Origin of the sequence: Streptomyces sp. NPDC052682, assembly GCF_040678435.1 — a bacterium.
Lineage (GTDB): Bacteria > Actinomycetota > Actinomycetes > Streptomycetales > Streptomycetaceae > Streptomyces.
In genome coordinates this window covers 1-23,738 of the sequence record NZ_JBFATS010000028.1, presented here as the reverse complement: position 1 = coordinate 23,738, position 23,738 = coordinate 1, and the positions used below count along the sequence as shown (strand labels likewise).

The window sequence follows — 23,738 nt, the reverse complement described above, 5'->3', positions numbered from 1 at the left end:
GTCAGGGGTTGCGCTGGGCGCGGCGCAGGCCGTGGTACCAGGCCAGGACCCGGTTCTCGGCGAGCCGGAAGAGCAGCGACAGGACGAATCCGAGCAGGCCGAGCAATAGGACGCCGCTCCACATCTCGGGGATGGCGAAGGTGCGCTGGAACTGCACGATCGTGAAGCCGAGCCCGTTGCTGGCGGCGAACATCTCGCTGATGACCATGAGGATGATCCCGATCGACAGCGACTGCCGCATGCCGGTGACGATCTGCGGGCTCGCCGAGCGCAGCACGAGGTGCCACAGACGGGAGGGGCCGGTGATGCCGTAGGACCGGCAGGTGTCGCTGAGCACCTCGTCGACGGCGCGGACGCCTTCGACGGTGTTGAGCAGGATCGGCCACATGCAGCCGCTGACGATGACAAGCACCTTCATGGTGTCGCCGATGCCCGCGAAGAGCATGATCACCGGTACCAGCACGGGAGGCGGAATGGCCCGGAAGAGCTCCAGGACCGGCTCCAGGACGTCCCGCACGAGGCGGCTCGTGCCAACCACCAGTCCGAGGCCGACTCCGATGACAACGGCCAGTAGGTAACCGGCGGTCAAGCGGACCAGGCTGGGCCCCACGTCCGAGGCCAGCCGCTCACCCGTCCATACCTCCGTGAACTTCTGAAGGATGACGGACAGAGGCGGGACGTAGAAGTCCGTGCTGCCGGCGGTGGCGAGCCACCACACACTGAACAGCGTCAGAGGCAGGCCAAGGACCAGCAGGGCCCGTCGGGTCATATTGAGGACAGACGTCCGGATCATCCGGCTACCCCTCCCTGCGGACGGATTGATGCCAGTGCAGCGTCCGACGCTCCACGATCCGTGCCACCAGATTGATGGCGATTCCCAGCAGCCCGGTGACCAGGACCAGGGCGTAGACGTCGGGCACGGCACCGGAGGTCTGGGCGACGGCGATCTGGTTGCCCAGGCCCGGCGAGCCGATGACGAGTTCCGCGGTGATCGCCAGGACCAGAGCCACGGTGGCGGCAAGCCGCACACCCGTCATCACATACGGCAGTGCGGTGGGCCACATGACGTAGCGCACCCGCCCCCAGGTCCCCATCCGGTAGCTGCGGGCAGTGTCCTCGGCGACCGGGTCGACGTCTTGCATCCCGGCCAGCACCTGGACAATCACCTGCCAAAAGGAGGCGTACACCACCAGCAGCAGCTTCGACCTCAGGTCCGTGCCGTACAGCAGCACCGCCACCGGGATCAGAGCCACCGACGGGATGGGCCGCAGGAACTCGATGGTCGACGCGGTGGCTGCCCGCAGCAGGGGCACCGACCCGATCACGATGCCGGCTGCCACGCCCGCCACGACGGCGACGGCCAACCCGATGCCCCACCCGGTCAGGGTGTCGCCGAAAGCGGTCCAGAACGCTTCCTGGGCGAGCAGACGCCACAGAGCCCGGCCCATCTCGGACGCCGGAGGGAGGTAGTCGGCGGAGACCAGACCGGTGTGCGGCAGCACCTCGAGCAGGACCGCCAGCCCCACCAGGCCGGCTGCCCCGCGCAACGGAGTGGCGGCCTTCTCCCGGATGCGCCGCTCCCGGCCGGACCCCGGCCCGCCGGGACCGACACCGGTCCCGGCGGCGCCGGCGGTCTTCGACAGCACAGGAGTGCTTCCGCGACCGCTCATGAGAACAGGGCGTTCAGATCGGGCTTCTTGCCGCCGAAGATGCCGTCCTTCTCTCCGAGGGAGGCCAGCTTCTCCAGGGACGCCATGTCGTACTGCGCCGGCCAGTTCGGCAGCGTCAGGCTCTTCAGCACGTCGCCGTTGATCTTGGTGTAGGTGGTGAGCGTCTGGCGCGCTTCGTCGGGGTGGTCGGAGGCGTACTGCAGCGACTCGGTCATCGCCTCGGTGAACTTCTTCACCAGCTCGGGGTTCTCCTTCGTCAGCTTGGTGGAGGCGAAGTAGGTCGCGACGGTGAGCTTGGGATCGGTGTCGGCGAACGGCGACGCCACGACACGCGCGCCCTGGCTCTTGGCGATGGCCAGTGCGGGCTCGGCCATCCAGGCGGCGTCGACCCGGCCGCCGGCCAGCGCGGCCGGCATCTGGTCGAACGGCATCTCGACGAACTTGACCTTCGAGGGATCGCCGCCGTCCTTGCGCACCGCCTCGCGGACCGTGGTGTCACCGATGTTCTGCAGGGTGTTGACCGCCACTGTCTTCCCGGCGAGGTCTTTGGCGGACTTGACCGAGCTGCCCTTCTTGACGGCCACCCCGGTGAGGTCCTTGCCGGTGACACCGGTGGTGGCGGCACCGTTGACCACGGACTTGACCGGCACCCCCTTGGTCTGGGCGATCATCAGCGAGGTGACGTTGCTGAATCCGAACTGGAACTGGCCGCTCACGACACCAGGGATGATCGCGGCTCCACCTTGGGCCGTCACCATCTCCAACTTGATACCGCGACTACTGAAGAACCCCTTCTTCTCCCCCAGGTACAGCGGCGCCACATCGACGATGGGGATGACTCCTACTTTGACCTGCGTGGTCTTGCTCCCGTCCGAGGGCGACGCCCCGCCGGTCGCAGAAGACGAGGATCCGCATCCGGTCGCGACCGCGACCGTCACCACCGCTGCGGCAAACCCAAACGCGCGCCTTCGCATGGCCCCTCCTGACGAGACTATGTGCGCACTGCGAAATCTTGTCCGTGTGCCGAACAAGACGTGCGGAGGCTATGGCCCCGCCCGGGGTGCGTCAATAGGTGGCCTACAGGTAGCCGGGGATCAAGCGCTACGCGTTCCGGCGCGGGGGCCCACGACGATCTCCGTAGCGGCTGAATGCCAGGGGTCAGTACTCAGTGGCGACCCTCGGGCGGCTGTCGCGGCGACACGGCTTCACCCCGCAGCGTCCCGCGTCTGCCCACTTCAATCACCCTGAGCATCGGTCAACTCCTGCCATCGCAGCCACCCTGCCCAGGCCCGGCCCTGCACCGCTACCTGCGCTGGCGCACCGCCACTGCCCGCCATCCCGACACACTCACCGCCCCACGCAAGAAACGCGCCCGCATCCGCAGTGAGAAGGGCAGACGGAGATCGCCCAGATCTTCACGGACCGCTGCGTCGGCGAACTGACCGCCGACCGCCTGACGGCCACCGAGACGGCGATGGCCACGTGGTGGGTGACCGAGCGCCTGCAGCAACTCGCCTCCCGGTGCCCGCAACTGCACGGCAACTACGGCTACATGACGGAGTGCCCGATCGTCAGGGACTTCGGCGGCACCCGCGCCGGCACGCCGTTCGCCGGCACCACAGAGATCATAAGGAGGCCATCGGCAAGCCTCTCCTTCACTGACGCGCCACGAGATACGACGGGCGCGCAGTGGTCCGCTCGGTTCTCTCCCTTGCCAATGCGGGACGAGCCACCCATCATCAGGAAACCTGTTATTCAAACTTTGGAAGAAGTGGGCACGCTCATGGTGTTCAGCTCAAGAGTCCAGGCCAGAGGCGTCCAACTGCTGCTCGGCCGCATGATGGCCCGCGTGCACAAGGATCTGCGCTTCACCGACGTCCCGAAGCGCACGGAAGCACTCCGGGTGGAGACCGGTGCCGGACCGGTGACCTGCACCGTCTACCGCCCGCCGGCCACGACCGAATCCCACGCTCCCGTGTACGTCAACTTCCACGGCGGCGGTTTCGTGGTCGGCCGCCCGGAGCAGGACGACCACATCTGCCGCTACATCGCCGCCACGGCCGGCTGTGTCGTGATCAACGTGGACTACGCCGTTGCCCCGCAGCGGCAGTTCCCCGTACCGGTCACCCAGGCGTACGACGTCACCGCCTGGGTCGCCGAGAACGGCGCCGCCAATGGCTGGGACGGTTCGCGTCTTGCGGTGGGCGGACACAGTGCCGGAGCCAACCTGACCGCTGCGGTCTGTCGCCTGGCCCGGGACCGCGGCACGTTCTCGCCCCGTCTGCAGATCATCGACTCCGCACCGCTCGACCAGCTCGCCGACCCGGCCACCAAGCAGTCCCTCATAGACAAGCCGCTACTCAACCCTAACCTCATGCGGATTTTCACCGCCGCCTACGTCCCGGATCCCGCCGACCGTGCGCATCCCCTCGTCTCTCCCGGGCTGGCCGACGACCTCGCCGGACTTCCTCCCGCGCTGGTCATCACCGCGGAGAACGACCGCCTGCGCGACGAGGGCGATGCCTATGCCAAGGCTCTGGAGGCCGCCGGCGTCCCGGTCGCCCACCATGTCTTCGAGGGTGTCGACCACTACTTCACCCACACCGGCCCGGTACCGGCAGCGAAACAGGCCATCGATCTGATGGCCACCACCCTGCGCACCGCACTCAGTGACTGACACCGGTGCTCCGGCTGGCGGTCTTACCGTCGTGATACGTCGGCTCGACGACCCCGGCAGGAGCATCCTCCCGGGCCGATGCGGATGACGCGTCCGGGCACTTTGCGCAGGTAGGCAGCGAGTTTACGGATCGACGGAGCGAGTGTCGGCAGACGTTCGTCTGCCGACACTTCGCAGCCCGCCCAGGAGTGCCGCTGATTCATGTCGGCCGGTCAGCTGGTGCTCGGCGTGGGTCCGGCCAGGCCGTGCAGTAGCAGGGCGGTGAGGGTGTCGACGATCTCCTCGTCGGTTACCTGCGGGCCGCCTTCCCCCGCGGTGATGACGGCGTAGCCGAGCAGCGAGACCATCGCCCCCCATGGCCGCGGCGACGAGCTCGGGGTCGCCCGGGAGCGGGTGCCCCCGTCGGCGGAGCCAGTCCAGGTGCTCGCGGAGGGTGCTCGTCTCCCCGGTTAGGATCGCCCAGGCGCGCCCCTCGCCGGGCGGGCCGGCGAAGTTCGTCTGTATCAGGGCCCGCGGAGATCGGCGCGGACGGCCACCCGGCCGACCGTGATCTGACCGGCGGCAGGCAGCTGCGCGAGCATCTGGCCGTCACCTGGCGCGTGATCCGCGACCATCTGCCAGTGGTCGCGATCACCCCGGTCCGTGAGGCGGCGCTTGGCAGGGATCGCGGCGCCGGAGCCTCTCCCCGTGAGATCGCACGGACAGTGTGTGCGGTGGCGGAAGTGCGTCGAGTGTCCGTAACAGCGGTGAAGAAACCAGGGAAATCGGCTGCGTGTTCGTCGATTGATCGGGCATCTGGTGCATCGGAGGTTGATAACTATGGTTCCCCTGCTTCTGGTTCTGCTGCTGGCTCTGATTCTGTTTGGTGCGGGTTTCGCGCTGAAGGCACTGTGGTGGATCGCCGTGATCGTGCTGGTGGTCTGGCTGCTGGGCTTCGTCGTGCGGACGGCGGATGCCAGCGGCCGTAAGGGCCGCTGGTATCGCTGGTAACCATCAAGCGGCAACGCGCCACTGCGGGCCCCGGGTGCACCCGGGGCCCGCAGATATGTCCGGCACCAGGACATCCCACCGGTGAAAACGGTGTAATCGCCACCTTCATGGGCACCAGGCCTCATAGCTGGGGCCCGGTGAAGCAGCGGAACCTGCGCCTCCATCCATCGGCCCCAGCTCCCTCCTGTCGGCCTCCCCATCGGGCCCCTATGGCGCAGTGCGGCCGGCGATGTTCCCGCCGGGGTCATCGGCCAGAGCGATCAACGCCGTGACGCGTTTGCCGACCGGTTCACGGTGGACTTCATAGCCCTGGCTGACGGCGAGGGTGATCTCCAGGCCGTGCCGGCCCACTCGCTGCGGGTCCGTGGCGGAGACGTCCGGCAGGACCGGGTCGCTGTCCCACACCGAAACCCGTACCGCACCGCCGATCTGCAGATCCAGCATGGGCGGCCCAGGCGCGTAGTTCACCGCGTTGGTGACCAGTTCGCTGACCACCAGCTGAGTCATGCCCATCGCCCGCTCGGACACCGGCAGCCCGTGCACGGCCTGCACGTCGGTGAGGAAGCCGATGGCCGGGCGCCGCGCGGCGGCCCCGTGACGCCTGCCCCGGCACCGAGGCGACAGCGCCTTTGGACCATGTCCTTGGAACGCCGCACAAGCCTCTGGTGTGGCAGACCAGAGGCTGCTTACCTGTTCGCGGAGGCGGGTGGGCTGTCGGTCGAGGCGGCGACCGCGTCGGCGGGTGTGGCATGGACAGGCAGGAGTGAGTCGACGCCGGTCATGCTGAGCATGCGCATCAGGCGGTCGGGGACGGCTGCGAGGCTGAGTGAGCCGCCCGCTTCCTGAGCTGCGTGCCAGATGCCGATGATCGCGCTGAGACCGGCGGAGTCGCAGAAGCCGACCTGTGCCAGGTCCAGGGCCAGGCGCGCATGCCCTTGCTGAATGATCTCCAGGGCCCCGGAGCGCAAGGTGGGCGCGGTGTGCACGTCCACATCGCCGACGACCGTGGCGAGGGCGAGGCCGGGGTGGGGATGCTGGACGGTCAGGTGAAGCGTGTGAGTCACGTCGGTCATCACTCCTGGCCGAAGTGTTCGGGTGCGGCGGTGGTGTGGGCGGTGGCGGCGACGCCGGTGTCGGGTGCGGTTTCAGCGTCGGGCACGGACAGGGCCAGCAGGGCCACGTCATCGCCGGCTCCGTCGGGCAGTGAGGCCAGCAACGTGACGGCGTCTTCGACCAGGGTGGCGGCGGTAAGCCGACCAGTGCGCTGGTGGAGGAAGCCGGTCAGGCCCTCCTCACCGAGCATCGTGCCCTGGGCGGTGCGGGCTTCGGTCAGCCCGTCGGTGTAGAGGAACAAGCCCTCCCCGGGGGCCAGCAAGAAGGTGGACTCGGCGAAGAGTGCCTGAGGGAAGGCTCCGATGAGCATGCCGCCCTTGGGGCGTACCGCCTTGACCCATACCGCGCCGCTGTCGTCGGGGCGCAGGTGGTAGGCCGGCGGGTGGCCGCCAGTGGCCACGGTGACGGTGAAGCCGCCGTCCTCCCGTGGTGCCAGCAGGCCGAAGAGAGCGGTGCAAAAGCGGCTTCCGGCGGTGACATCCGTGAGCAGGGCGGTGTTGAGCGTGCGCAGGACGGCGACCGGGTCCGGATCCATCTGGGCCGCAACGCGCAGGGTGTGGCGAGCCAGGGCGGTGACCGTCGCCGCCTCGGGGCCCTTGCCGCACACATCACCGAGGAAGAACGCCCACCGACCGCCGCCGACGGGGAAGACATCGTAGAAGTCGCCGCCCACGTCGTGGACGGAGGCGGTGCGGTAGTGGCAGGCCAGCTCCAGGCCCGGCACCACGGGAAGCGCCGGGGGCAGCAGGGTCCGCTGGAGAGTGGAAGCGAACGCGGCGATGGCGGCCTTGTCCCTCTCCGCCTGTTCCCGCGCCGCCCGTTCCGCCTCCCTCCGCTCCTGCTCGTCGCGTAGTGCGCGCAGCGCCGACAGCCGCAGCTCCATCTCGTCCAGCACAATCGCGGCGAGGTCGGCCAGTGTGGCGGTGTCGTCCTCGGTGATGGATCGCGGTTTGGTGTCCAGGACGTTGACCGTGCCCAGCCGGTGGCCGTCGGGCGTGATGATTGGTGCGGCAGCGTAGAAGCGCACACCCATCTCCCCGGCCACCAGCGGATTGTTTGCCGCCACGGGGTCACGAAGGGTATCGGGGATGACCAGCGCGTCATCACGCAGAATCGCCGAGCCGCACAGGCCCGGATCGCGGCCGATCTCCTTGACGCCCTCAAGGCCGTGTGCGGCCTTGAACCAGATGCGGCCCGTGTCCACGATCGTGACCGTGGCCACGGGGACATCAAAGAGGCGGGCGGCCATCGCCGCCACCCGGTCGAACGCGCCGTCGGGCGGAGTGTCGAGAATGTCGTAGCGGCGTACCGCCGTGATACGGGCCGCCTCCACCCCCGGGTCGGGGACCAGCTCGGGGCGCTGCCCGGGAGCCGCGTGGGTGGCCGAGGCCTGCTGGGTCATCGGCTTTCCTCTCCGTCGATGGGCCACCGCGGGCGGCATGAACCGACGCAGCCTAGATCGAATACACGTCCAAAAGCCAATGCCAGGAATGACAGGCTGGGCTGCTGGGCTGCTGGGCAGCGTCCTGTCAGCCCTGGTGACGGCCATTAGGTGAGCTGTGCGCGCTTCCCCTGGGGCGCATAGGACACTGCCACGTCCGGACCGTAACGGTGTGCCGTCCGCGGCCGCCGCCGCCACTCCGTGTGCCCCGGTTGTCGCTTGAGCAGCTGCTCAGCTCGTTTCACTGCACCCTGCTCTGCCGCCCGTCGTGTGCGCAGCCCGCTGGACGGCAAGCCGCCTTGCTCGAGGCAGCGCGCACCACCACCGCCGACAGCGCCCACGGCTGCGCAGGGCACTGCGGTGGTCAGGTTCAGAGCTCCCGGGGTGCTGGGTGCCGGGCGGGAGCGAGGCACTCTTCGGCGAACGCCAGGGCTTTGAGGTGGTAGGCGCGGGCGGTCCAGCCGAGGCTGATGTTGTGGCCGGCCTGCGGCAGACGGTCGATGACGATCCGTGGCGCGGCGGACAGCCGCGTTCTCAGGTCGGTGATGTCTTCATCACCGTGGTGCCACCAGGCCTCGTGTTCAGCGAAGGTGAGCCGGACGGGGACGCGGATGCGCGGCAGGATGGCCGCCGACAGGCGTATCCAGCTGGCGACGGTGTTCACTTCGCGTGCGGGCATGGGCGCGACGACCTGCCGGCTCGCCCAGAAGGTCTGCGGCGGATACAGGTCCAGCGGCCCCCAGTTCAACCGCCGCAGGCTGCCCCCACGGTCGCCGTCGACAAGGCCGCTGTTCACGGCCAGTCGGCGCCCGCACCCGGAGACGTCCATGCCCAGCAAGTCCGGCGTGTCCCAGTCAGCTGCGGCCGCGAAGGCCACCTTGGCCCCGAAGGAATGCGCCAGCAGGAATGTGCCAGTACCGGGTGCATAGCGTGCCGTGAACGCTTGGACGGCGCGACGGACGGTGACCGCTTGGGCGGTCAGCCGTTGTCCAGCGGGCAGGCGGGCGGCCGAGGCCCCGTACCCGGGCCGGTCCAGAGCCAGCACCGTGTACCCCAGGCGTGCCCCAAGAGTCAGCAACGACACGTCCGGGTGTGCTTGTCCGTCGAAATAGCCCGCGTTCATCCCGCCGCCGTGCAGGGCAATGATCACCGCGTGCGGAGCCGTCTGTGCGGGCTCACTCAGCAGTCCGGACAGGATGATGCCGCCCGCATCAAGGGTGACCGGGCGGACGCCGGGTGAGCTCCGCGGGTGGCAGGCCTCTAGCGTATTCGTCGGGCTGGCGGAAGCGGGCTGCATGGTGGGGACATCAACCATGGCAGTCAGTCCTCAAACTCGGGTGACGGCGTGCAAGCTGCACTCTCGCACCGGCACGCGAAGCACGCTCGCCGGGAAGGTCTGTCCTGGCGCGGGCCCGGCCACGTCCCCAGGCCGCGCTGTTCATCCTGCGTGTCGCGACGACCGCCCCAGCCACCCATCAGGGTTACCTTCGGTTGCGATCTTTCCCGGCCCGTCTTTGGCTGTAGTGCACAGTCAGCTTCTGTGGGCCATCCGACCCCCGGCCCGGCCAGGACCACCGGTTGCGTCTGCGGAGGAGTCATGCAGGAGGCGCAGAGCAAGCAACTACGCAAGCACGCCTGGTGGTGCTTTCTGGCGGCCGGCGCCGTGGTGATCATCCTCTACTTTTTCGTCACTGCGCCCGTGCGTCACCTGTTCTCCCCCATGCTGGCGGCCTGCGCCACGGTGGCGATCCTGGTTGGCATCCGGTGGCACCGGCCGCGCCCGAGCCGGTCCTGGTATGTGATCGCCGCGGGAATGGGGCTGTTCGCGGTGGCGGACGCCTTGTTCGGCGCCTACCAGGTGGCGGGCAGGGTGCCGTTTCCCTCAGTGGCCGACGTGCTGTACCTGGCGGCCTACCCGTGCTTCGCCGCCGGGCTGATCAGCCTGATGGCGGCATGGGGCAGCGGCGTGCGATGGGGAGCCGTGCTGGATGCGGGGATCATCACTTTGGGGATGTCCACCCTGGCATGGGCGTTCATCGTCATGCCCTACCTGCACGGCCAACTGTCGCCGCTGCCGCTGGCGGTCTCCCTGGCCTATCCGCTGGCCGATCTTCTGCTACTGGGCATCGCCGCCCAGCTGGTACTCGTCGCAGGAGTCCGTCTGCCGGCCCTCGCACTGTTCACACTGTGGGTGGGCGCCACACTGGCTGCCGACGCCCTGTATTACTCCACCCTCGCCGCGGCCGGCGCGCCAATCGCCTCCGACGTCTCCTACGCCCTGTGGATGGCCTCCTATCCGCTGCTCGGCGCGGGCGCCCTGCACCCCTCCATGGCCGGCACGACCCAGTTGGTGCCGCGCAGCCAGGAGAGGCTGTCACCGGCCCGCATGATCGTCCTCATCCTGCCCGCCCTCCTCGGTCCCGCACTGCTGATTGCCGACGCCGGCGGTGTGCGCGGGCAGCCCGTGGACGCCGCGGCCATCGCGAGCATCGTGGCCGCTTTGACCGTGCTTCTGGTCGTGCGCATCATGTTTCTGGCACGGTTCGCCGAGGCCCAGGCCGACCAGGCCAGAGCCCGTGCCCGCACGGCCGAGGATGCCTTGCGCCAGCAGACGGCGCTGCAGCAGCAGCTCACCCACCAGGCCTTCCACGACGCACTGACCGGCCTGGCCAACCGGGCACTGTTCTTCGAGCGCCTCGAACACGCCCTGGGCCGCCCCGTGGCGGCCCAGAACACCGTCCTGCTGCTGATCGACCTCGACCACTTCAAAGACATCAACGACAGCCTCGGCCATCCGGTTGGAGACGAACTGCTCATCACCGTCGGCCACCGGCTCCTGGGCGCGGCGCGCCGCAACGACACCGTCGCCCGCATGGGCGGCGACGAGTTCGCCGTCCTCGCCGAAGACCTCAACGAGATACCCGCCGCGACCTATGCCCAGCGCTTCCTGGAGCGATTCCGGGAGCCCTTCGTCCTCTCCGGCCATCGCAGCGTCTTCATCACCGTCAGCATCGGCGTAGTCGCCATCACCGACCCGACGACGTTCCACGAAGCCGTACGCGACGCAGATATCGCCTTGTACGCGGCCAAAGAACGCGGACGCAACCGCGCGCAAGTATTCGAACCTGCCATGAGCCAGGCCCAGGAAAGCCGAGCCCGTATCGCCCAAGACCTGCGCCACGCTCTGCCCCGCAACGAACTGTCCGTGCACTACCAGCCGGTCATCCACCTGCCCACCGGCCAGGTGACAGGCGTGGAGGCCCTGCTGCGCTGGCAGCGCGGCGGCCTCTCCCCCACCCCGCCCGAAGTGTTCGTGCCCGTCGCCGAAGAAACAGGCCTGATTCGCCCCATCGGCACATGGGTGCTTCGCGAAGCCTGCCGCCACGGCCGACACTGGCACGACACTCTCCCGAAGGGAGAAACCTTGAGCGTGGCCGTCAACGTCTCAGGCTGGCAACTCAAGGACCACCGCTTCCCCGACACCGTGCGGCAGGTCCTGCACGAGACCGCGTTCGCCCCGGACGCCCTGGTCCTGGAGATCACCGAGAGCACCATCGTCACCGACGCCGACACCACATCCACTCACATACGCGCACTACGCGACCTCGGCGTACGCATCTCCATCGACGACTTCGGCACTGGATACTCCTCCCTGTCCTACCTACGCGACCTCGATGTCGACATCGTCAAGATCGACCAAAGTTTCGTCCTGAAAAGCAGCAGCAACGCCAACAAGAGCCTGATTCAGGCCATCCTTCACATCGGACACGCCCTTGACCTGGACGTGATCGCAGAAGGCATCGAAACCCCCCACCAAGCCCAGCGGCTCCACACACTCGGCTGCCCCCACGGCCAGGGCTTCTACTACTCCCCACCCCTGGCCCCCAAAGCCTTGGAGGCCTACCTCACCACCCAAGCAATCATCACACCTCTCGAACACACAACCCGGCTCAGAAGTGCTGAGCCGAAATAGTGCACTCCAGGAATACTGCCTCTTCACCGGCCACCGGCCGTGCCCTGGCCGACCTGATCGACTGGAGCATGGTCAGCGTGGACTTCACCTCCTGCCGCGCCCATCAGCACGCAGCAGGCGCTCGCTCAAACTCACCAAAACCCGGGACAGCACAGCAGACCAGCTCGGCATCGATTGGATGAGGCCGTTCCACGGGTGGAATGACCTGCAAGATCCACCTGGCGGATGAGGGCAGGCGGCGCCCGCTCGCCTTCATCATCACGCCCGGCCAGTGGGGCGACGCCCCGCAACGACGTCTGCGCTCCTACCTGCGCTTACGGATCTGTGCCGCGCCGAAGATGACGAATGCCAGGATGGCGACTCCGAACAACAGCCACAGATGGACACCATCGAGCCCTTTATAGGCCAGTGACATCGAATCGGTGTGTGCGTGCACGAGACCTCCCTCCTTGTGATGCGTTGACGCAGGTGCGGTACTAGCTCGTGGCGTCTTCGTAGGCAGCCTCCGTGGCCTCACCGACTGTCATTCCCCCGACCGCGCAGGGAATCGCTCCCGCTCCGCCGGCAACCCGCGCTGACAAGGGGAAGTACCGGGTGTGTGGCTGCCGGGCACGGAGGTGGCTTCGGCAGTGGGAACGCAAAGGGCCTCGCGGGGGTTTGCCCAGCAGCCGACGCGACGGGCGTGGTCGGGCCGGGCGAGGACGGCGTGCGGCGTCGGGCACCAGGATCGCGGCCGCGGGGCGGAAAGGGGTGGGTCGGTCGGGTTCGGGCACGGTGTCCTCGTCTCTCCGGTCTGCTGGCCGGGTCGGTGGTCGTCCGGCTCGCGCGCGGATGTGCGCACGGGCCGGGGCCACCGTGAGGAAGGACCCCCTGTCCGCGGTCTGACCGTGACCGGTAGCGGGCGTGGTCAGGACCCTTGCAGCCCTGCTTCGTCCGTCCGGCTCGGGGTGGAGAGCATTCGGCGCGGAGCGCGGTACCGGTGTTCTCCACCGGCCCGTTTCTCCGTGCCGCTCGCCGAACCCGGCGTGCGACTCTCACCGCACCGGATCATGCCCGTCTGGCGAAGGACTACTCCTTATTGCGGGCCCTGCTCACCGAAAACCCCACCCCGACAATGAGCACTAGGGCGACAGCGATGATCCAGAAGGGCGGAGTGCCCTCCCCGTGCGGGCGTAGTCGTCCGTGGAGGCGCCGGCCGTTTCGTTGCCGATGGCGTCGTAGGACCAGGGGCCGCTCGTGGTGGACTTGGACGTGAGCTGCTGGGCGTCGCTATAGGCCCTTGTGTCCGCCGCCGTCGGGGATGGGCTCGAGTTCCTTGACGTCGATGTGACCGGCTCCTGTCCGGCTGGGCCCGTAGCGGCGAGCGGGTTCGCCGGTGACCCGGTCCGTCGCTCCGAGGGCGGGGACGGCGCGGCGGAGTGTGAGGCGGAGGGCGCCGGCTTGGGGTGTGGAGCGTCAGGCGTGCAGGACGACCTTTCCGGCGACGGTGCCGGACTCGGCCAGCCGCATCGCCTCGGCGGCTTGGGTGAGAGGCAGCTCGGCGGCGATCTGCGCGGTGATCTCGCCGCGCCGGAGCGCTTCGAACACCTCGGTGAGGTCGGCGCGCAGTCGGTCCTGGAAGCGGCTGCGGTTCAGGGACCGGCCGGCCCAGACGTTGAAGAAGCAGGCACGGCGGCGGTTGGGCAGGGCGTTCCACAGCCACACCCGCCCGAGCAGCTTGAGTACCGGCCACTGCCTGGAGCCCTCGTCGTCGCGGGTTGAGGCGCTGCCGTAGGCGACGAGGGTGCCGCCGGGTGCGAGAAGGCTGAAGGAGTCGACGATGCTGCGGCCGCCGACGTGGTCGAAGACGGCGTCCACACCGCGCGGGGCGAGTTGACGGACACGGGACGGGATGTCTTCGGTGCGGTAGTCGATCGGGATCACTCCTCGCTCCCGCAGGGCTGCGTGGTGGCGCGCGGAAGCCGTTCCGATCACCTGCGCGCCCGCGGCCTGGGCGAGCTGGACCAGGACGGAGCCCACTCCCCCGTTGGCGCCGTGCACCAGCACGGTCTGCCCGGCGCGCACGCGGGCCTTGCGGTGCAGCATCTGCCAGGCCGTGATGCCGTTGATCACCACGGTCTCCGCCTGCGCAGGTGTGATGCCGGCCGGCACCGGGACCACGTCGGCGGCGTCGACGACCACGTGGCTGGCCCAGCCACCGACCTTCAGCAGCGCGGCCACCCGGGTGCCGACCAGGCCGGGATCGACCTTGCCCCCGGTCGCCACAACGGTGCCCACCAGGTCGTAACCGGGAACGAAGGGGAAGGGCGGCTGGTCGTAGTAGCGGCCGCGGCGCATCTGCTGCTCGGCGAAGGAGACACCGGTCGCTTCCATACGGACGACGACCTGGCCCGGGCCGGCGGTCGGGACGGCCCCGTGCCGCACCTGCAGCCCCTCCGGCTCGACCTTGCCCGGCAGCACAACCTCGATCAGTTCCTCAGCGTTCATGACGACCTCCGTCCGTCCCTTCACCAGGGCGGTTGGTTAGTGGGTGACTCTTTCGTTAGAAGTTATAACCTGACGCCGGAGTGACGGTCAAGAGTGTTCGTAATAGGGTCTAACTCGGAGTGTGCGGGGCGGGGAGCAGCTCGCCGCGCACAAGGGCCTGTGATCACAAGGGACGGACGACCATGAGCACTGCGGACCGGCAGACCCCGCGCGAGCGCTACCGGGCCCAGCTGCGGGCCGAGATCAAAGAACACGCCTGGGAGCAGATCGCCGCGTCCGGAGCGCCCGGGCTGTCCCTGAACGCCATCGCCAAGCAGATGGGCATGAGCGGCCCGGCGCTCTACCGGTACTTCGCCGGCCGGGACGAGCTGATCACCGAGCTGATCCGCGATGCCTACCGCAGCCTCGCCGACGCGATCCGCGCCGCCGCGGCATCGGGCGCGGACCTGACCGGACTGGGGCACACCCTGCGCGCCTGGGCGCTGGAGGACCCCCAGCGCTACTTCCTCATCTACGGCACACCCGTCCCCGGCTACCACGCACCCGACGACGTCACCACGATCGCCTCACAGATCATGGACACCCTCCTCGACGCCGCCCAGCCGGCCGGCACAGCCGCCGCCGCACCCGACGACGGCCACCCCGACCACCGCCTGGAAACCCACCTCGCCGAGCACCGGCAGTGGGCGGCCGGCCACCCCGCACCCCCGGCCGCCCTGCGCCGCGCCCTGCACTTCTGGACCCGCCTGCACGGCATCCTGTCCCTGGAACTGGCAGGCCACTTCACCGGCATGGGCCTGGACCCGGCCGAGCTCTACGACAACGAACTGCGCCACCTCAGCCAGTAAGCGGCACCCTCCGCAAGACCACACGGGCGGACCCGCCCCGTGCGGGACATGGTGCTGCCGCTCGGCATGCCGCCTCACACACCTCCCGCGCAGACAAGGGTCCCCTGCTTCGTCGGGGCGGGAGCCGGGCGGCCGAGTCCAGCAACTGTGACCCCAGGCCCTACCGCCCCACTCGCCGCGCCTCGGCGGCGGCGACGTTCAGCGACCCGCCCAGACACCAGCAGCCCGCGCACGGATCCGACGGCAGCGGGGCCGGAACGGATGATCCCGGCCCCGCCCGCACCGCGTTCGGCCTTCACCGTCTCCCGTCGGCCCGGCCAGTTACATGAGGCGTTCCACCCAGATGAAGGCGAGGCCGATCATGCCGGTGCCCATGCCGTAGCAGGCGCCGCGCAGGAGGTGGGCGAGGGCGGTGCGCCGACGTCGGGTGAGCCACTGCAGGGCTGCGGTGAGGCGTTTCGTACCCGCGCGGGGCGGACGGTGGTCAGAGTTCACGCGAGGCGTCCCTTCTGAGGTGGCGTCGTGTGGGGAGTCCGCCCGGCCGGTGGCCTCGGAACCGGTGGCCGGGGCAGGAGTCCCCCTTTCTGTGTGTGGGTGCCGGGGTCAGCGTCCTGCAGTGAATTCCTCGAGGCGGGCCACCAGTTGGCGGTCGGGCCGGGCGACGATCACTGAAGAGCCGGGGGTGCGGGCGGCCAGCCGGTCGACCTCGCTCTCCAGGCGGCCGCTGGGAGCGAGCGCGAGGGAGCCGTTGTCGCGTACGTACCGGGCGAAGATCTCCAGGCCCTCGAGGAACGCGGCGTCGGGCGGTGCGGTGTCGGCCATGGAGTGGGTGAGCTGGTGGAACCAGTGCCACGCCCTTTTCGACTCGCCCAGGCAGAGGTGGTGCAGGTGGAGGCAGTAGGCGGCCGCCCGGCTGCCGGCGCCGGCGGCGAGCTGCCACCAGAACTGGGCGGATTCCGGGTGCCCGGTCAGGTAGAGCAGGCAGGCGAAGACGAGTGCGCCGTCGACGTCCATCTGCTCTTCCGTCAGCGGTCCTCGTTCCGGGCCCTCGGCGATCTTGTCGACGTGGGCGGCGGCGTCCGGCTCGTTCAGCACCCATCGGCACACCACCTGAAGGCGCTGCCCGGCCTGTGCGGCGCGGGCGATCTCCGCGGTGGGGGTGCGGCGGGAGGCATCGGCGGCCAGCCGCCGCAGGGCGGCGGCGACATCGAAGTCCCTCGTGGTGGAGAGGGGGATCCGCGCGTCGGTCAGGAGGGTGTCGAGGGTGGCGGTCACGGTCCTTCCCCTTTCTGCTTGGGCTTCTTGCGCTCTTCGGCCAGGCCGAGCTTGATGCGCAGGCGTTCCTTGCCGCGGCGCAGGTGGTGTCCGACGGTGCGGTCGTCGATCCCCATGAACCAGGCGACCTTGGAGGTGGGATAGCCCAGCAGATAGCGCAGGACGATCACCTCGAACTGGCGGCCCGGCAGGTCCGCGATCGCCTCGTACAGGCCGGTCGTGGACTGCATCCTCTGCAGCCGGTCCTTGGTCGTGGCCAGCACCTGGGCGATGGGGCCGTTGATGATGAACGCCGGCGCCCGGCCCTCGGCCTCCAGGCGGTCGTGCACGGCCCGCCGTACGATCGCCCACGCGCCCTGCTCGAGGTTGCCCGCGCTCAGCAGCTCCGTCCAGCCGGCGTGGATCTCCAGGAAGACCTCGTGGATGACCTCCTCGGCCGTCGCGCGGGTGCCGAAGTGGACTTCGGCGTAAGCGTGGAAAGCCTCCTGGTGGCCGAGGTAGAACGCCTCGAAGTCGATCGGCAGGTCCAGCGGTACGTACATGGACTGGGCCAGCCCTAAGCCATACTCCTGCGAGGAGTCCTCCTGAGCGTCGTCGTGACTCACGAGAGCCTCCCGTCGGCTGGGGACATGAGCGAGTTCCTCTCCATTGAGGTTCGTGGGACCGGCGCCAACTCGCGTGCGCCGACAGGCCATTGGGCCTGATCCCTACCTAAGTGATTCGCGGGCCCGGACACTCATGCCGCCCTCTGAAAAATCACCGACTGTTCCCGTCCGGCAGCGATGTGCAACGTTCAACAAGCAGCGCTAGTAACCGTGTATAGCCCCTTGACCAGGCATAACCTCCCGGGATCGTCCTGTGTGCGAGTACGAACACATCTCCACCTATCGAACGTGTTCTGCGTCACACCTCTGCACGGCCCGGGGACTGCGGATCGACACCGTCGCCGAGATACTCGACCGTGACTTCGACCTCGCCGCGGACCTGCTGGTCGCGGGGGTCGAAGCCATGGCCGAGCGCGGCTGCTTCAGGCGTCAGTTGCTGAAGCAGAGGTACTTCCAGCTGCCGTACGTCGTGGAGTTCACCGAGTCGCCGGACGAGCCGTTGACGTAGACGGACCGCATGCGGACCTTGACGCCGGCCTCGCCGGGGGCGCCGAGCTCGACGACGGACTTGCCGTTGGTGCCGAGCGCGAAGTACTGCGAGTCCAGCGAGTGCCAGGAGCCCTGGTAGTACATCTGGAGGTCGAAGCGCTGGTGACGGCCCGGGTAGTACGTCATGCTCGTCGTGAGCAGCGGGTCCGTGCTCTTGCGGAACCAGTGGTAGGTCGTCGAGCCGATCCTGCCCGTCTTGTAGTGGCGGGAGACGGCCGTGGAGACGCGGACCTTGGCGTACGCCGTGACCTTCACGGTGCGCGGCTTGTAGCGCGAGTCGCCCTGGAAGACGGCGTAGACGCTGGTGTCGCGGGCCATGTCGACCACGGCGGAGACGTTGCCGTCTCTGTTGACCGTGCCGGACGTGATGAGCTTCCTGGGCCGGTCCGAGCCGAACGGGTCGGCCCAGATTTCCACCGTGCGGTTCCTGTACGTCGTGCCCAGGTGCGCGGTGAAGCGCACGTCGGCGCCGTACGCGTACACCTTGCCGTTGTTGTTCAGGCTCAGCGACGGCGTGGCGCGCGAGACCGAGACGTCGTCGTAGGCGCTCGCCGTGGTGTGCTCGGCGTCGCCCGCGTAGGACACCCGGTAGGTGACGGTGCCGCCGGAGGACGGGGTGTCGGAGAAGGAGTACGTGCCGTCCGCCTTGACCGTGTCGGCGACGCCGTCGATACCGCTCACCGAGTCGACCAGGTTGCCGTCGCAGCCGCGCCCCGGGACGCCGCCGCCTCCGGCGCCGGGCTCGGTGAGCAGCCGCGCTCCCCCGCACACCAGGTCGCACCCGTCAGGGGCGGATCAGGGTAGTGATCAGGGTGATCACTCATGGGCGACGGCTACTGCACGCAGCAGAGTTGGCGTTGTCAACAAGTCCCGTCAGCGCCGTGGAGAAGAAGCTTCGATGCGCATCCGCCTTGCCGTCCCCGCCCTCACCCTGGCCACCGCTCTCACCGCCGGCGCGGCTCTGCCCGCGGCATCCGCCACGCCTGCTTCCAGCGCCCCGGCGTCCGCGGACCTCACCGTTCAGGACATCCTCGACCACTTGCCCGACGACGTCGTTGCGGGCGCGCTGATCAGACGGGACGGCGTGGGCGCCGGCGCCGGCCCGGTCACCGCTGTCGCCCATGCCCGGATCGGCAGTGTCACCAAGGCGTTCACCAACACGGTGGTTCTTCAACTCGTCGCCGAGCACCGGATCGGCCTGGACGCGCCGGCGCGAAGGTACGTCCCTCACGTGCTGCCCGAGACGTACGACCGCGTCACCGTGCGCCAGCTCCTGAACCAGACGAGCGGCCTGCCCAAGCCCGCCCCGACCCCTGTTCCTGCCGACGGACCCGGATGGCAGCTCAGATCTGTGAAGCCCGACGACTTCTTGCGCGACTCGTTCGCCGCAGCCACCGACGCGCCGCCCGCGCCCGGCTCCGAGCAGCAGTACAACGGACTCAACTCCTTTGTCCTCGGCCTGACCGTCGAGGCAGTCACCGGCCACTCCTTCACCGACGAACTGCAGCGCAGGATCATCCGGCCGCTGCATCTGAGGCACACGAGCCTGCCCGCCGCCGACGACCCGACCATCCCCTCGCCCCACGCGCAGGTGTACCTCGATGGGCAGGACGTGACCGAGCAGAGCCCGCACCCGTGGGCCGAGGGAGGCATGATCTCCACCGCCGCCGATCTGGACCGCTTCATGACCGCCCTGTTCCGGGGGAGCCTGCTCCCGCCCGCTCAGCAGAAGCTGGTATTCGCGGTACCGAACGTGAAGGGCGCCGCCGGCAACACGAACTGCGTGGGCCAGGCGGCCTGTTACAGCATCGGCGGACTCCTGCGCCACCAGCTGCCAAGTGGCGAGTACGTGTGGGGCAAGACCGGTTCCCGTCCCGGCTGGGACAACGGGTTCTTCGCCACCCGCGACCTCCGGCACCGCGTGGTGTACTCCCTGAACCCGACGGGGACCGGCAATGACCTCCCGTACATCACGGCGATCGTCAACGCCGGGCTCGCCGACTGACAGCCGGGCCTCCCCTCCAGTAACAGTCCAGGGCGCTGCCAGGTGCCCACGCTGGGGGGACCCTGGAGTGCTACGCGGCTTTCCTGGCCAGTCCGGCGACGATGAGGTGCTCCCAGACGGTGAGTTCCCGTTCGCCCTTGCCGGCCCAGGGACTGTCTACCGCGTCAGGACGCCATCGGGGCGCGGGGACGATGCCGGGGTCGAGGATCTCCAGGCCGTCCAGCAGGGATGCGATCTCCTCGTCGGTGCGCCACCTGCCGCGGCCGAAGGTCTTGTGGAGGACTGCCTCGGCCTGCCTGGTCTCCGGGTTGTCGCCGGAGCGGAAGTGACTGACGAAGAAGTAGCTTCCGGCGGGTACGTGGTCGCGCCAGTAGCGGACGATTCCCGCCGGGTCCTCGTCGTCGTTGACGTGGTGGAGGATGGCGCTGAACATGACGGCGACGGGGCGATCGAAGTCGATCAGTTCCGTGGTGTCCGGGTGGGTGCGGACCTGTTCGGGGTTGCGTACATCGGCCAGGACGACGCGAGTTCGTTCGTTCTGCTCCAGCAGCGCACGGCCGTGGACCAGCACCTGGGGATCGGTGTCGACGTACACGACCCGGCACTGGGGAGCGTGTCGTTGTGCGACCTGGTGCACGTTGTCGGCGGTCGGAAGACCACTGCCCAGGTCGATGAACTGCCGTACGTCGGTGCCCGTCACGATCTCCCGGACCGCCCGGGTCAGCGCCGCCCGGTTGGCGAAGGCGATGGCCACCGAGCCGGGGAGGTCACGTTTGAAGATGTCGCCGATCTCCCGGTCCACCGCGTAGTGGTCCTTGCCGCCGAGGAGGTAGTCGTAGACGCGGGCGATGCTGGGCTTGGTGGGATCGATGGTGGAGCCTTCATCCGTCATGGCGAACATCCTTGCTGCAACGCTGCCTGTCGGCCATCACTTCGCAACGGTTGCCGCTGGTTCGCTCCTGCCGGCCGCTCGGGGTTGACGGCGAATCGGCGCAAACAGGTGCGGGCCAGTGCGGCACCGCGCCGGGCGGCAGCAGTTCTCTCCGCGTACCCGGCCCTGTCGGCGACAGCGGTGCGCGTCTGTGTTCAGGTGTCGGAGCGGCCTCGGTGGTGGATTTGACACCTCTCCTATGAAAGTGGTTACTTACTTCTATGAGTACCGCGAGGACAAGGCAGCGCTCCACGGCCGAGGAGCGGCGGGCCACCGTGATGCGCACGGCGATCAAGACGTTCGCCGTGCGGGGCTACTACGGCACCTCGACCATGGACGTCGCCAAGGCCGCCGGGATCTCGCAGGGCTACCTCTACCGGCTCTTCCCGGACAAGGAGAGCCTGTTCGCCGCCCTGATCGACCACTGCTCGCAGCTGCTGCGGGAAGCCGCCGCCACCGCGGCGGCCAAGGTCGCCACCACCGACCCGGACACCGTCCTGGCCGCGATCAGCGCCTCCTACGAGGACGTCATCGCCGACCGTGAGGTGCTGATGATCCTGATGCACGGCAACTGCGCGGCCGGCGAGCCCGTCATCGGCGAGGCCGTGCGCGCCTGCTACGCCAAGCAGGTCGAGTACCTCCGGGCCGTCTCCGGAGCCTCCGACGAGCAGCTGCGGCGCTACTTCGCCGACGCCCTGCTCGGCAACGTGGTGCGGGCCGTCGGCGCCGACACGGTGGACGCCCCCTGGGCGCGCACCCTGCGCGGCTGACCCTGCCCCTTTCCCGGGCCGCTTCGGCGGCCCGTCTTTCGACCCAATAAGTAAGCGGTCAACCGCTTATATCTTTCGTGCTTATGCGAGAGGACCTGTGATGACCAAGCGTCGGGGAACCGGGCTGCTGCTCGCGCTCCTGGCCTTCGCGCAGTTCATCAGCGCGATCGACTACAACATCGTCTATGTGGCGCTCCCCGAGATCGGCCGCGCCGTCGGGTTCGACGCCCACAGCCTGCAGTGGGTGGTCAGCGCCTACGCCGTCGCGTTCGGCGGATTCCTGCTGCTGGGCGGCCGGATGGCCGACCTGCTGGGCCGGCGCCGCATGTTCACCACGGCCCTGGTCCTGTACGGGCTGGCCTCCCTCGCGGGCGGCCTCGCCACCGGGCCGGGCACGCTCGTCGCGGCCCGCGCCGTCCAGGGCCTGGGCGGAGCCCTGCTGCTGCCCGCCACCCTCTCCCTGATCAACACCAGCTTCGACGAGGGCGCCGAGCGCAACCGGGCCCTGGCCGTGTGGGGCGGCGCCGGCGCCGTCGGACTGGCCCTGGGCTCGCTGCTCGGCGGTGTGCTCACCAACAGCCTCGGCTGGCAGGCCGTCTTCTACGTCAACGTGCCCCTGGCGCTCGGCGCGGCCGCAGTGGCGTGGCGGACCATCACACCGGACGCGCCCCGCGAACGCGGCCGCAGCTTCGACCTGGCCGGCGCGCTGTCGGCGACGGCCGGCTCCACGGCCCTGGTCTTCGGCGTCGTGCAGGGGCCCGAGGCAGGCTGGACCTCCGGGACGGTCCTCACCGCCCTCCTCGCGGGGCTGGCTCTGATCGGCGTCCTGTTCGCCGTGGAGGCCCACACCGCGCATCCGCTCATGCCGCTGCGGCTGCTGCGCAACCGCAACCTGGTGGCCGCCATGGGCGTCACCTTCATCTTCATGGGCACCTTCGGCGCGCAGTACTACTTCTTCACCCTGTACCTGCAGAACGTGCACCACTACAGCGCCATGGCCACCGGCCTGGCCTTCCTGCCCTCCGCGCTGACCGGCATGGCGGGCACCAAGGCCAGCGAGAAGCTCCTCGCACGGGCCGGCATCCGCACCACCCTGACCGCCGGACTGCTGCTGGGCGCCGCCGGCATGGCCATCCTGGCGCTGAGCCTGTCGCCCACCGGCCACTACGCCGCGCTGCTGCCGGGCATCATCGCGTTGAGCCTGGGCCAAGGCCTGGCCTGGACCGCCATGTTCGCCGCCGCCGGCACCGGCGTCGACGCGGCCCACCAGGGCATCGCCTCCGCCATGGCCTCCACCACCCAGCAGATCGGCAGCGCCGTCGGCCTGGCCGTCCTGATCGCCGTCGCCTCCCACGCCACCCACGCCACGCACGGCCCCGGCCTGGTACCCGGTCTGCGCCTCGCCGGCTACGCCGCAGCGGCCCTCACGCTGCTCGGCGTCGCCATCGCCCTCACCCTGCGGCCCGGCACCACCCCCCGGCCCCCCGCCGACACCGGCACCGACCCGCAAACCACCTCCCCCGCTCTGTCCGCCTGACACGAACGAGGGCCGCTTCCCCGACCGGAAGCGGCCCTCGAGCGGCGGGATATCTGGAGTGCTCCTGCTCAGCGCAGTTGCTCGGCCAGGCCGACGATGATGCCCTCCGGGCCGCGGAGGTAGCAGAGCAGGTAGCTGTCCTCGAACCGGGCGATCTCGCCGACGAGTTCGGCGCCGTGCGGGCGCAGGCGGGCCACGGTGTCCTCGATGTCGTCGACGGCGAACATGACGCGGTGTGTGCCCACGATGTTGTGGGGCCGGTTGCGCGGCCCGGGGCTGATCGCCGCGGGGCTGCGGTACTTCGCCAGTTCGAGCCGGCTGTGGCCGTCCGGGGTCCGGACCATCGCGATGTCACAGCGGACGCCGTCGAGTCCGGTGCACTGGTCGGCGAAGCGGCCCTCGACCGCCGCCCTGCCCTCCAGTTCCAGACCGAGTTCCACGAAGAACGCGATGGCGGCATCCAGGTCCTCCACGACGATGCCGACGTTGTCCATCCGCTGAACCGCCATGCCGGTCTCCCTCTTCTCGTGCGGCCGGTGGAGGTGAGTGCGGCGCATGACCACTGGCATGAAGACGATCAGGCCGCAGCATGCCCCTGTCCCGCATTCCATGTTTCCGCGACGATGCGCGGTGTGCGCGTTTGAGAGGGAGGGGTCAGGGAGCCTGGCCGGGGGCGGTTCCGGTGGCGGGTCCGGTGCTGGACCGCAGGGAGATCGGTGGGGTGAGGAGGTGGTGCCGGGGAGGCGCCCCGGGGTGGTCGAGTCGCTCGATGAGCAGGTCGACGGCGCGGCGGCCCATCTCCTCGGCCGGTACGTCGGCCGCGGTGAGCTGCGGGGTGACCGTCTCCGCCCACCGTCCGGCCACCAC

At 69.2% G+C, this 23,738-nt stretch carries 25 protein-coding genes and 4 pseudogenes; 11 read left to right on the top strand and 18 right to left on the bottom strand.

Going from position 1 to position 23,738, the window contains the following annotated elements; all coding sequences use genetic code 11:
• Window position 1: 1 nt before the first annotated feature.
• From AB0K80_RS31460 to AB0K80_RS31450, 3 genes are read right to left on the bottom strand one after another with little or no spacing between them, the layout of a single operon-like run.
• On the bottom strand, window positions 2-793 hold the full coding sequence (locus tag AB0K80_RS31460; protein WP_365675551.1) for an ABC transporter permease: 792 nt from the start codon (window positions 791-793) through the stop codon (window positions 2-4).
• A gap of 4 nt (window positions 794-797) precedes the next feature.
• On the bottom strand, window positions 798-1,670 hold the full coding sequence (locus tag AB0K80_RS31455) for an ABC transporter permease (RefSeq protein ID WP_365675550.1): 873 nt from the start codon (window positions 1,668-1,670) through the stop codon (window positions 798-800).
• Window positions 1,667-2,644 carry an ABC transporter substrate-binding protein gene (locus tag AB0K80_RS31450; RefSeq protein ID WP_365675548.1) on the bottom strand — a complete coding sequence of 326 codons (978 nt, stop codon included), beginning with the start codon at window positions 2,642-2,644 and terminating at the stop codon, window positions 1,667-1,669. Before AB0K80_RS31450 ends, AB0K80_RS31455 begins: the two co-directional genes overlap by 4 nt.
• A 283-nt stretch (window positions 2,645-2,927) precedes the next feature.
• On the opposite strand from AB0K80_RS31450, the pseudogene AB0K80_RS31445 reads away from it, so the two are divergent.
• From AB0K80_RS31445 to AB0K80_RS31435, 3 genes and pseudogenes are all read left to right on the top strand, one after another.
• Window positions 2,928-3,112: pseudogene (locus AB0K80_RS31445) on the top strand (IS630 family transposase); the annotation flags it as partial.
• A pseudogene (locus tag AB0K80_RS31440) lies at window positions 3,073-3,246 on the top strand (acyl-CoA dehydrogenase family protein); the annotation flags it as partial. The pseudogenes AB0K80_RS31445 and AB0K80_RS31440, both read left to right, overlap by 40 nt.
• Before the next feature lie 207 nt (window positions 3,247-3,453).
• Window positions 3,454-4,347 (top strand): alpha/beta hydrolase, encoded by an 894-nt coding sequence (locus AB0K80_RS31435; RefSeq protein WP_365675604.1) that lies wholly within the window; start codon window positions 3,454-3,456, stop codon window positions 4,345-4,347.
• A gap of 212 nt (window positions 4,348-4,559) precedes the next feature.
• On the opposite strand, the gene AB0K80_RS31430 is transcribed toward AB0K80_RS31435, so the two are convergent.
• Window positions 4,560-4,694 carry a hypothetical protein gene (locus AB0K80_RS31430; protein WP_365675547.1) on the bottom strand — a complete coding sequence of 45 codons (135 nt, stop codon included), beginning with the start codon at window positions 4,692-4,694 and terminating at the stop codon, window positions 4,560-4,562.
• Between the two features lie 472 nt (window positions 4,695-5,166).
• Between AB0K80_RS31430 and AB0K80_RS31425 the strand changes: the two genes are divergently transcribed.
• On the top strand, window positions 5,167-5,337 hold the full coding sequence (locus AB0K80_RS31425; RefSeq protein ID WP_365675545.1) for a hydrophobic protein: 171 nt from the start codon (window positions 5,167-5,169) through the stop codon (window positions 5,335-5,337).
• A gap of 207 nt (window positions 5,338-5,544) precedes the next feature.
• On the opposite strand, the gene AB0K80_RS31420 is transcribed toward AB0K80_RS31425, so the two are convergent.
• From AB0K80_RS31420 to AB0K80_RS31405, 4 genes are all read right to left on the bottom strand, one after another.
• Window positions 5,545-5,961, bottom strand: coding sequence for an ATP-binding protein (locus tag AB0K80_RS31420; protein ID WP_365675603.1), 417 nt, complete (start codon window positions 5,959-5,961; stop codon window positions 5,545-5,547).
• 62 nt (window positions 5,962-6,023) lie between these two features.
• Window positions 6,024-6,410, bottom strand: a complete 387-nt coding sequence (locus tag AB0K80_RS31415) for an STAS domain-containing protein (protein WP_365675543.1) — start codon at window positions 6,408-6,410, stop codon at window positions 6,024-6,026.
• Entirely contained in the window at window positions 6,410-7,852 is a 1,443-nt protein-coding gene (locus AB0K80_RS31410) for a GAF domain-containing SpoIIE family protein phosphatase (RefSeq protein ID WP_365675542.1), read from the bottom strand. The genes AB0K80_RS31415 and AB0K80_RS31410 overlap by 1 nt, the downstream gene beginning before the upstream one ends.
• 409 nt (window positions 7,853-8,261) lie before the next feature.
• Window positions 8,262-9,188 carry an alpha/beta fold hydrolase gene (locus AB0K80_RS31405; RefSeq protein ID WP_365675601.1) on the bottom strand — a complete coding sequence of 309 codons (927 nt, stop codon included), beginning with the start codon at window positions 9,186-9,188 and terminating at the stop codon, window positions 8,262-8,264.
• A gap of 300 nt (window positions 9,189-9,488) precedes the next feature.
• Between AB0K80_RS31405 and AB0K80_RS31400 the strand changes: the two genes are divergently transcribed.
• Together AB0K80_RS31400 and AB0K80_RS31395 are read left to right on the top strand one after the other, a co-directional pair.
• Window positions 9,489-11,864, top strand: a complete 2,376-nt coding sequence (locus tag AB0K80_RS31400) for an EAL domain-containing protein (RefSeq protein ID WP_365675541.1) — start codon at window positions 9,489-9,491, stop codon at window positions 11,862-11,864.
• Between the two features lie 56 nt (window positions 11,865-11,920).
• Window positions 11,921-12,154: pseudogene (locus tag AB0K80_RS31395) on the top strand (IS5/IS1182 family transposase); the annotation flags it as partial.
• A gap of 14 nt (window positions 12,155-12,168) precedes the next feature.
• On the opposite strand, the gene AB0K80_RS31390 reads toward AB0K80_RS31395, so the two are convergent.
• The 3 genes and pseudogenes from AB0K80_RS31390 to AB0K80_RS31380 form a co-directional block, all read right to left on the bottom strand.
• Window positions 12,169-12,300, bottom strand: a complete 132-nt coding sequence (locus AB0K80_RS31390) for a hypothetical protein (RefSeq protein ID WP_365675609.1) — start codon at window positions 12,298-12,300, stop codon at window positions 12,169-12,171.
• Window positions 12,301-13,142: 842 nt separating this feature from the next.
• Window positions 13,143-13,250 (bottom strand): annotated as a pseudogene (locus tag AB0K80_RS31385) (IS481 family transposase); the annotation flags it as partial.
• A 69-nt stretch (window positions 13,251-13,319) separates the two neighbouring features.
• Window positions 13,320-14,351 carry a medium chain dehydrogenase/reductase family protein gene (locus AB0K80_RS31380; protein WP_365675539.1) on the bottom strand — a complete coding sequence of 344 codons (1,032 nt, stop codon included), beginning with the start codon at window positions 14,349-14,351 and terminating at the stop codon, window positions 13,320-13,322.
• 182 nt (window positions 14,352-14,533) lie between these two features.
• Between AB0K80_RS31380 and AB0K80_RS31375 the strand changes: the two genes are divergently transcribed.
• Window positions 14,534-15,199 (top strand): TetR/AcrR family transcriptional regulator, encoded by a 666-nt coding sequence (locus tag AB0K80_RS31375; RefSeq protein WP_365675537.1) that lies wholly within the window; start codon window positions 14,534-14,536, stop codon window positions 15,197-15,199.
• A gap of 321 nt (window positions 15,200-15,520) precedes the next feature.
• Here AB0K80_RS31375 and AB0K80_RS31370 read toward each other — a convergent pair whose 3' ends face one another.
• The 3 genes from AB0K80_RS31370 to AB0K80_RS31360 form a co-directional block, all read right to left on the bottom strand.
• Entirely contained in the window at window positions 15,521-15,694 is a 174-nt protein-coding gene (locus AB0K80_RS31370) for a hypothetical protein (protein WP_365675535.1), read from the bottom strand.
• A 108-nt stretch (window positions 15,695-15,802) separates the two neighbouring features.
• The gene (locus AB0K80_RS31365) at window positions 15,803-16,474 is read right to left on the bottom strand and encodes a hypothetical protein (RefSeq protein WP_365675534.1); all 672 of its coding nucleotides are present in this window, start codon (window positions 16,472-16,474) and stop codon (window positions 15,803-15,805) included.
• A complete protein-coding gene (locus AB0K80_RS31360) occupies window positions 16,471-17,079 on the bottom strand; it encodes a sigma-70 family RNA polymerase sigma factor (protein WP_365675532.1) in 609 nt (202 codons plus the stop codon). The genes AB0K80_RS31365 and AB0K80_RS31360 overlap by 4 nt, the downstream gene beginning before the upstream one ends.
• Window positions 17,080-17,332: 253 nt before the next feature.
• Between AB0K80_RS31360 and AB0K80_RS31355 the strand changes: the two genes are divergently transcribed.
• The gene (locus tag AB0K80_RS31355) at window positions 17,333-17,587 is read left to right on the top strand and encodes a hypothetical protein (protein WP_365675608.1); all 255 of its coding nucleotides are present in this window, start codon (window positions 17,333-17,335) and stop codon (window positions 17,585-17,587) included.
• On the opposite strand, the gene AB0K80_RS31350 is transcribed toward AB0K80_RS31355, so the two are convergent.
• Entirely contained in the window at window positions 17,509-18,399 is an 891-nt protein-coding gene (locus tag AB0K80_RS31350; protein ID WP_365675530.1) for a hypothetical protein, read from the bottom strand. The two genes, AB0K80_RS31355 and AB0K80_RS31350, sit on opposite strands and share 79 nt — an antisense overlap.
• A 127-nt stretch (window positions 18,400-18,526) precedes the next feature.
• Here AB0K80_RS31350 and AB0K80_RS31345 point away from each other — a divergent pair, with 127 nt between their 5' ends.
• Window positions 18,527-19,633: a serine hydrolase domain-containing protein gene (locus AB0K80_RS31345; protein ID WP_365675528.1), complete on the top strand. Its 1,107-nt coding sequence runs from the start codon at window positions 18,527-18,529 to the stop codon at window positions 19,631-19,633.
• Window positions 19,634-19,703: 70 nt separating this feature from the next.
• Here AB0K80_RS31345 and AB0K80_RS31340 read toward each other — a convergent pair whose 3' ends face one another.
• A complete protein-coding gene (locus tag AB0K80_RS31340; protein WP_365675526.1) occupies window positions 19,704-20,534 on the bottom strand; it encodes an SAM-dependent methyltransferase in 831 nt (276 codons plus the stop codon).
• Between the two features lie 251 nt (window positions 20,535-20,785).
• Between AB0K80_RS31340 and AB0K80_RS31335 the strand changes: the two genes are divergently transcribed.
• Both AB0K80_RS31335 and AB0K80_RS31330 read left to right on the top strand, forming a co-directional pair.
• Window positions 20,786-21,334 (top strand): TetR/AcrR family transcriptional regulator, encoded by a 549-nt coding sequence (locus AB0K80_RS31335; RefSeq protein WP_365675524.1) that lies wholly within the window; start codon window positions 20,786-20,788, stop codon window positions 21,332-21,334.
• Between the two features lie 100 nt (window positions 21,335-21,434).
• Window positions 21,435-22,871: an MFS transporter gene (locus tag AB0K80_RS31330; protein ID WP_365675522.1), complete on the top strand. Its 1,437-nt coding sequence runs from the start codon at window positions 21,435-21,437 to the stop codon at window positions 22,869-22,871.
• Window positions 22,872-22,939: 68 nt separating this feature from the next.
• On the opposite strand, the gene AB0K80_RS31325 is transcribed toward AB0K80_RS31330, so the two are convergent.
• Window positions 22,940-23,380 carry a VOC family protein gene (locus AB0K80_RS31325; protein WP_365675520.1) on the bottom strand — a complete coding sequence of 147 codons (441 nt, stop codon included), beginning with the start codon at window positions 23,378-23,380 and terminating at the stop codon, window positions 22,940-22,942.
• 145 nt (window positions 23,381-23,525) lie between these two features.
• Window positions 23,526-23,738: substrate-binding domain-containing protein (locus tag AB0K80_RS31320; RefSeq protein WP_365675518.1), on the bottom strand; the 213-nt coding region annotated here is incomplete at its 5' end.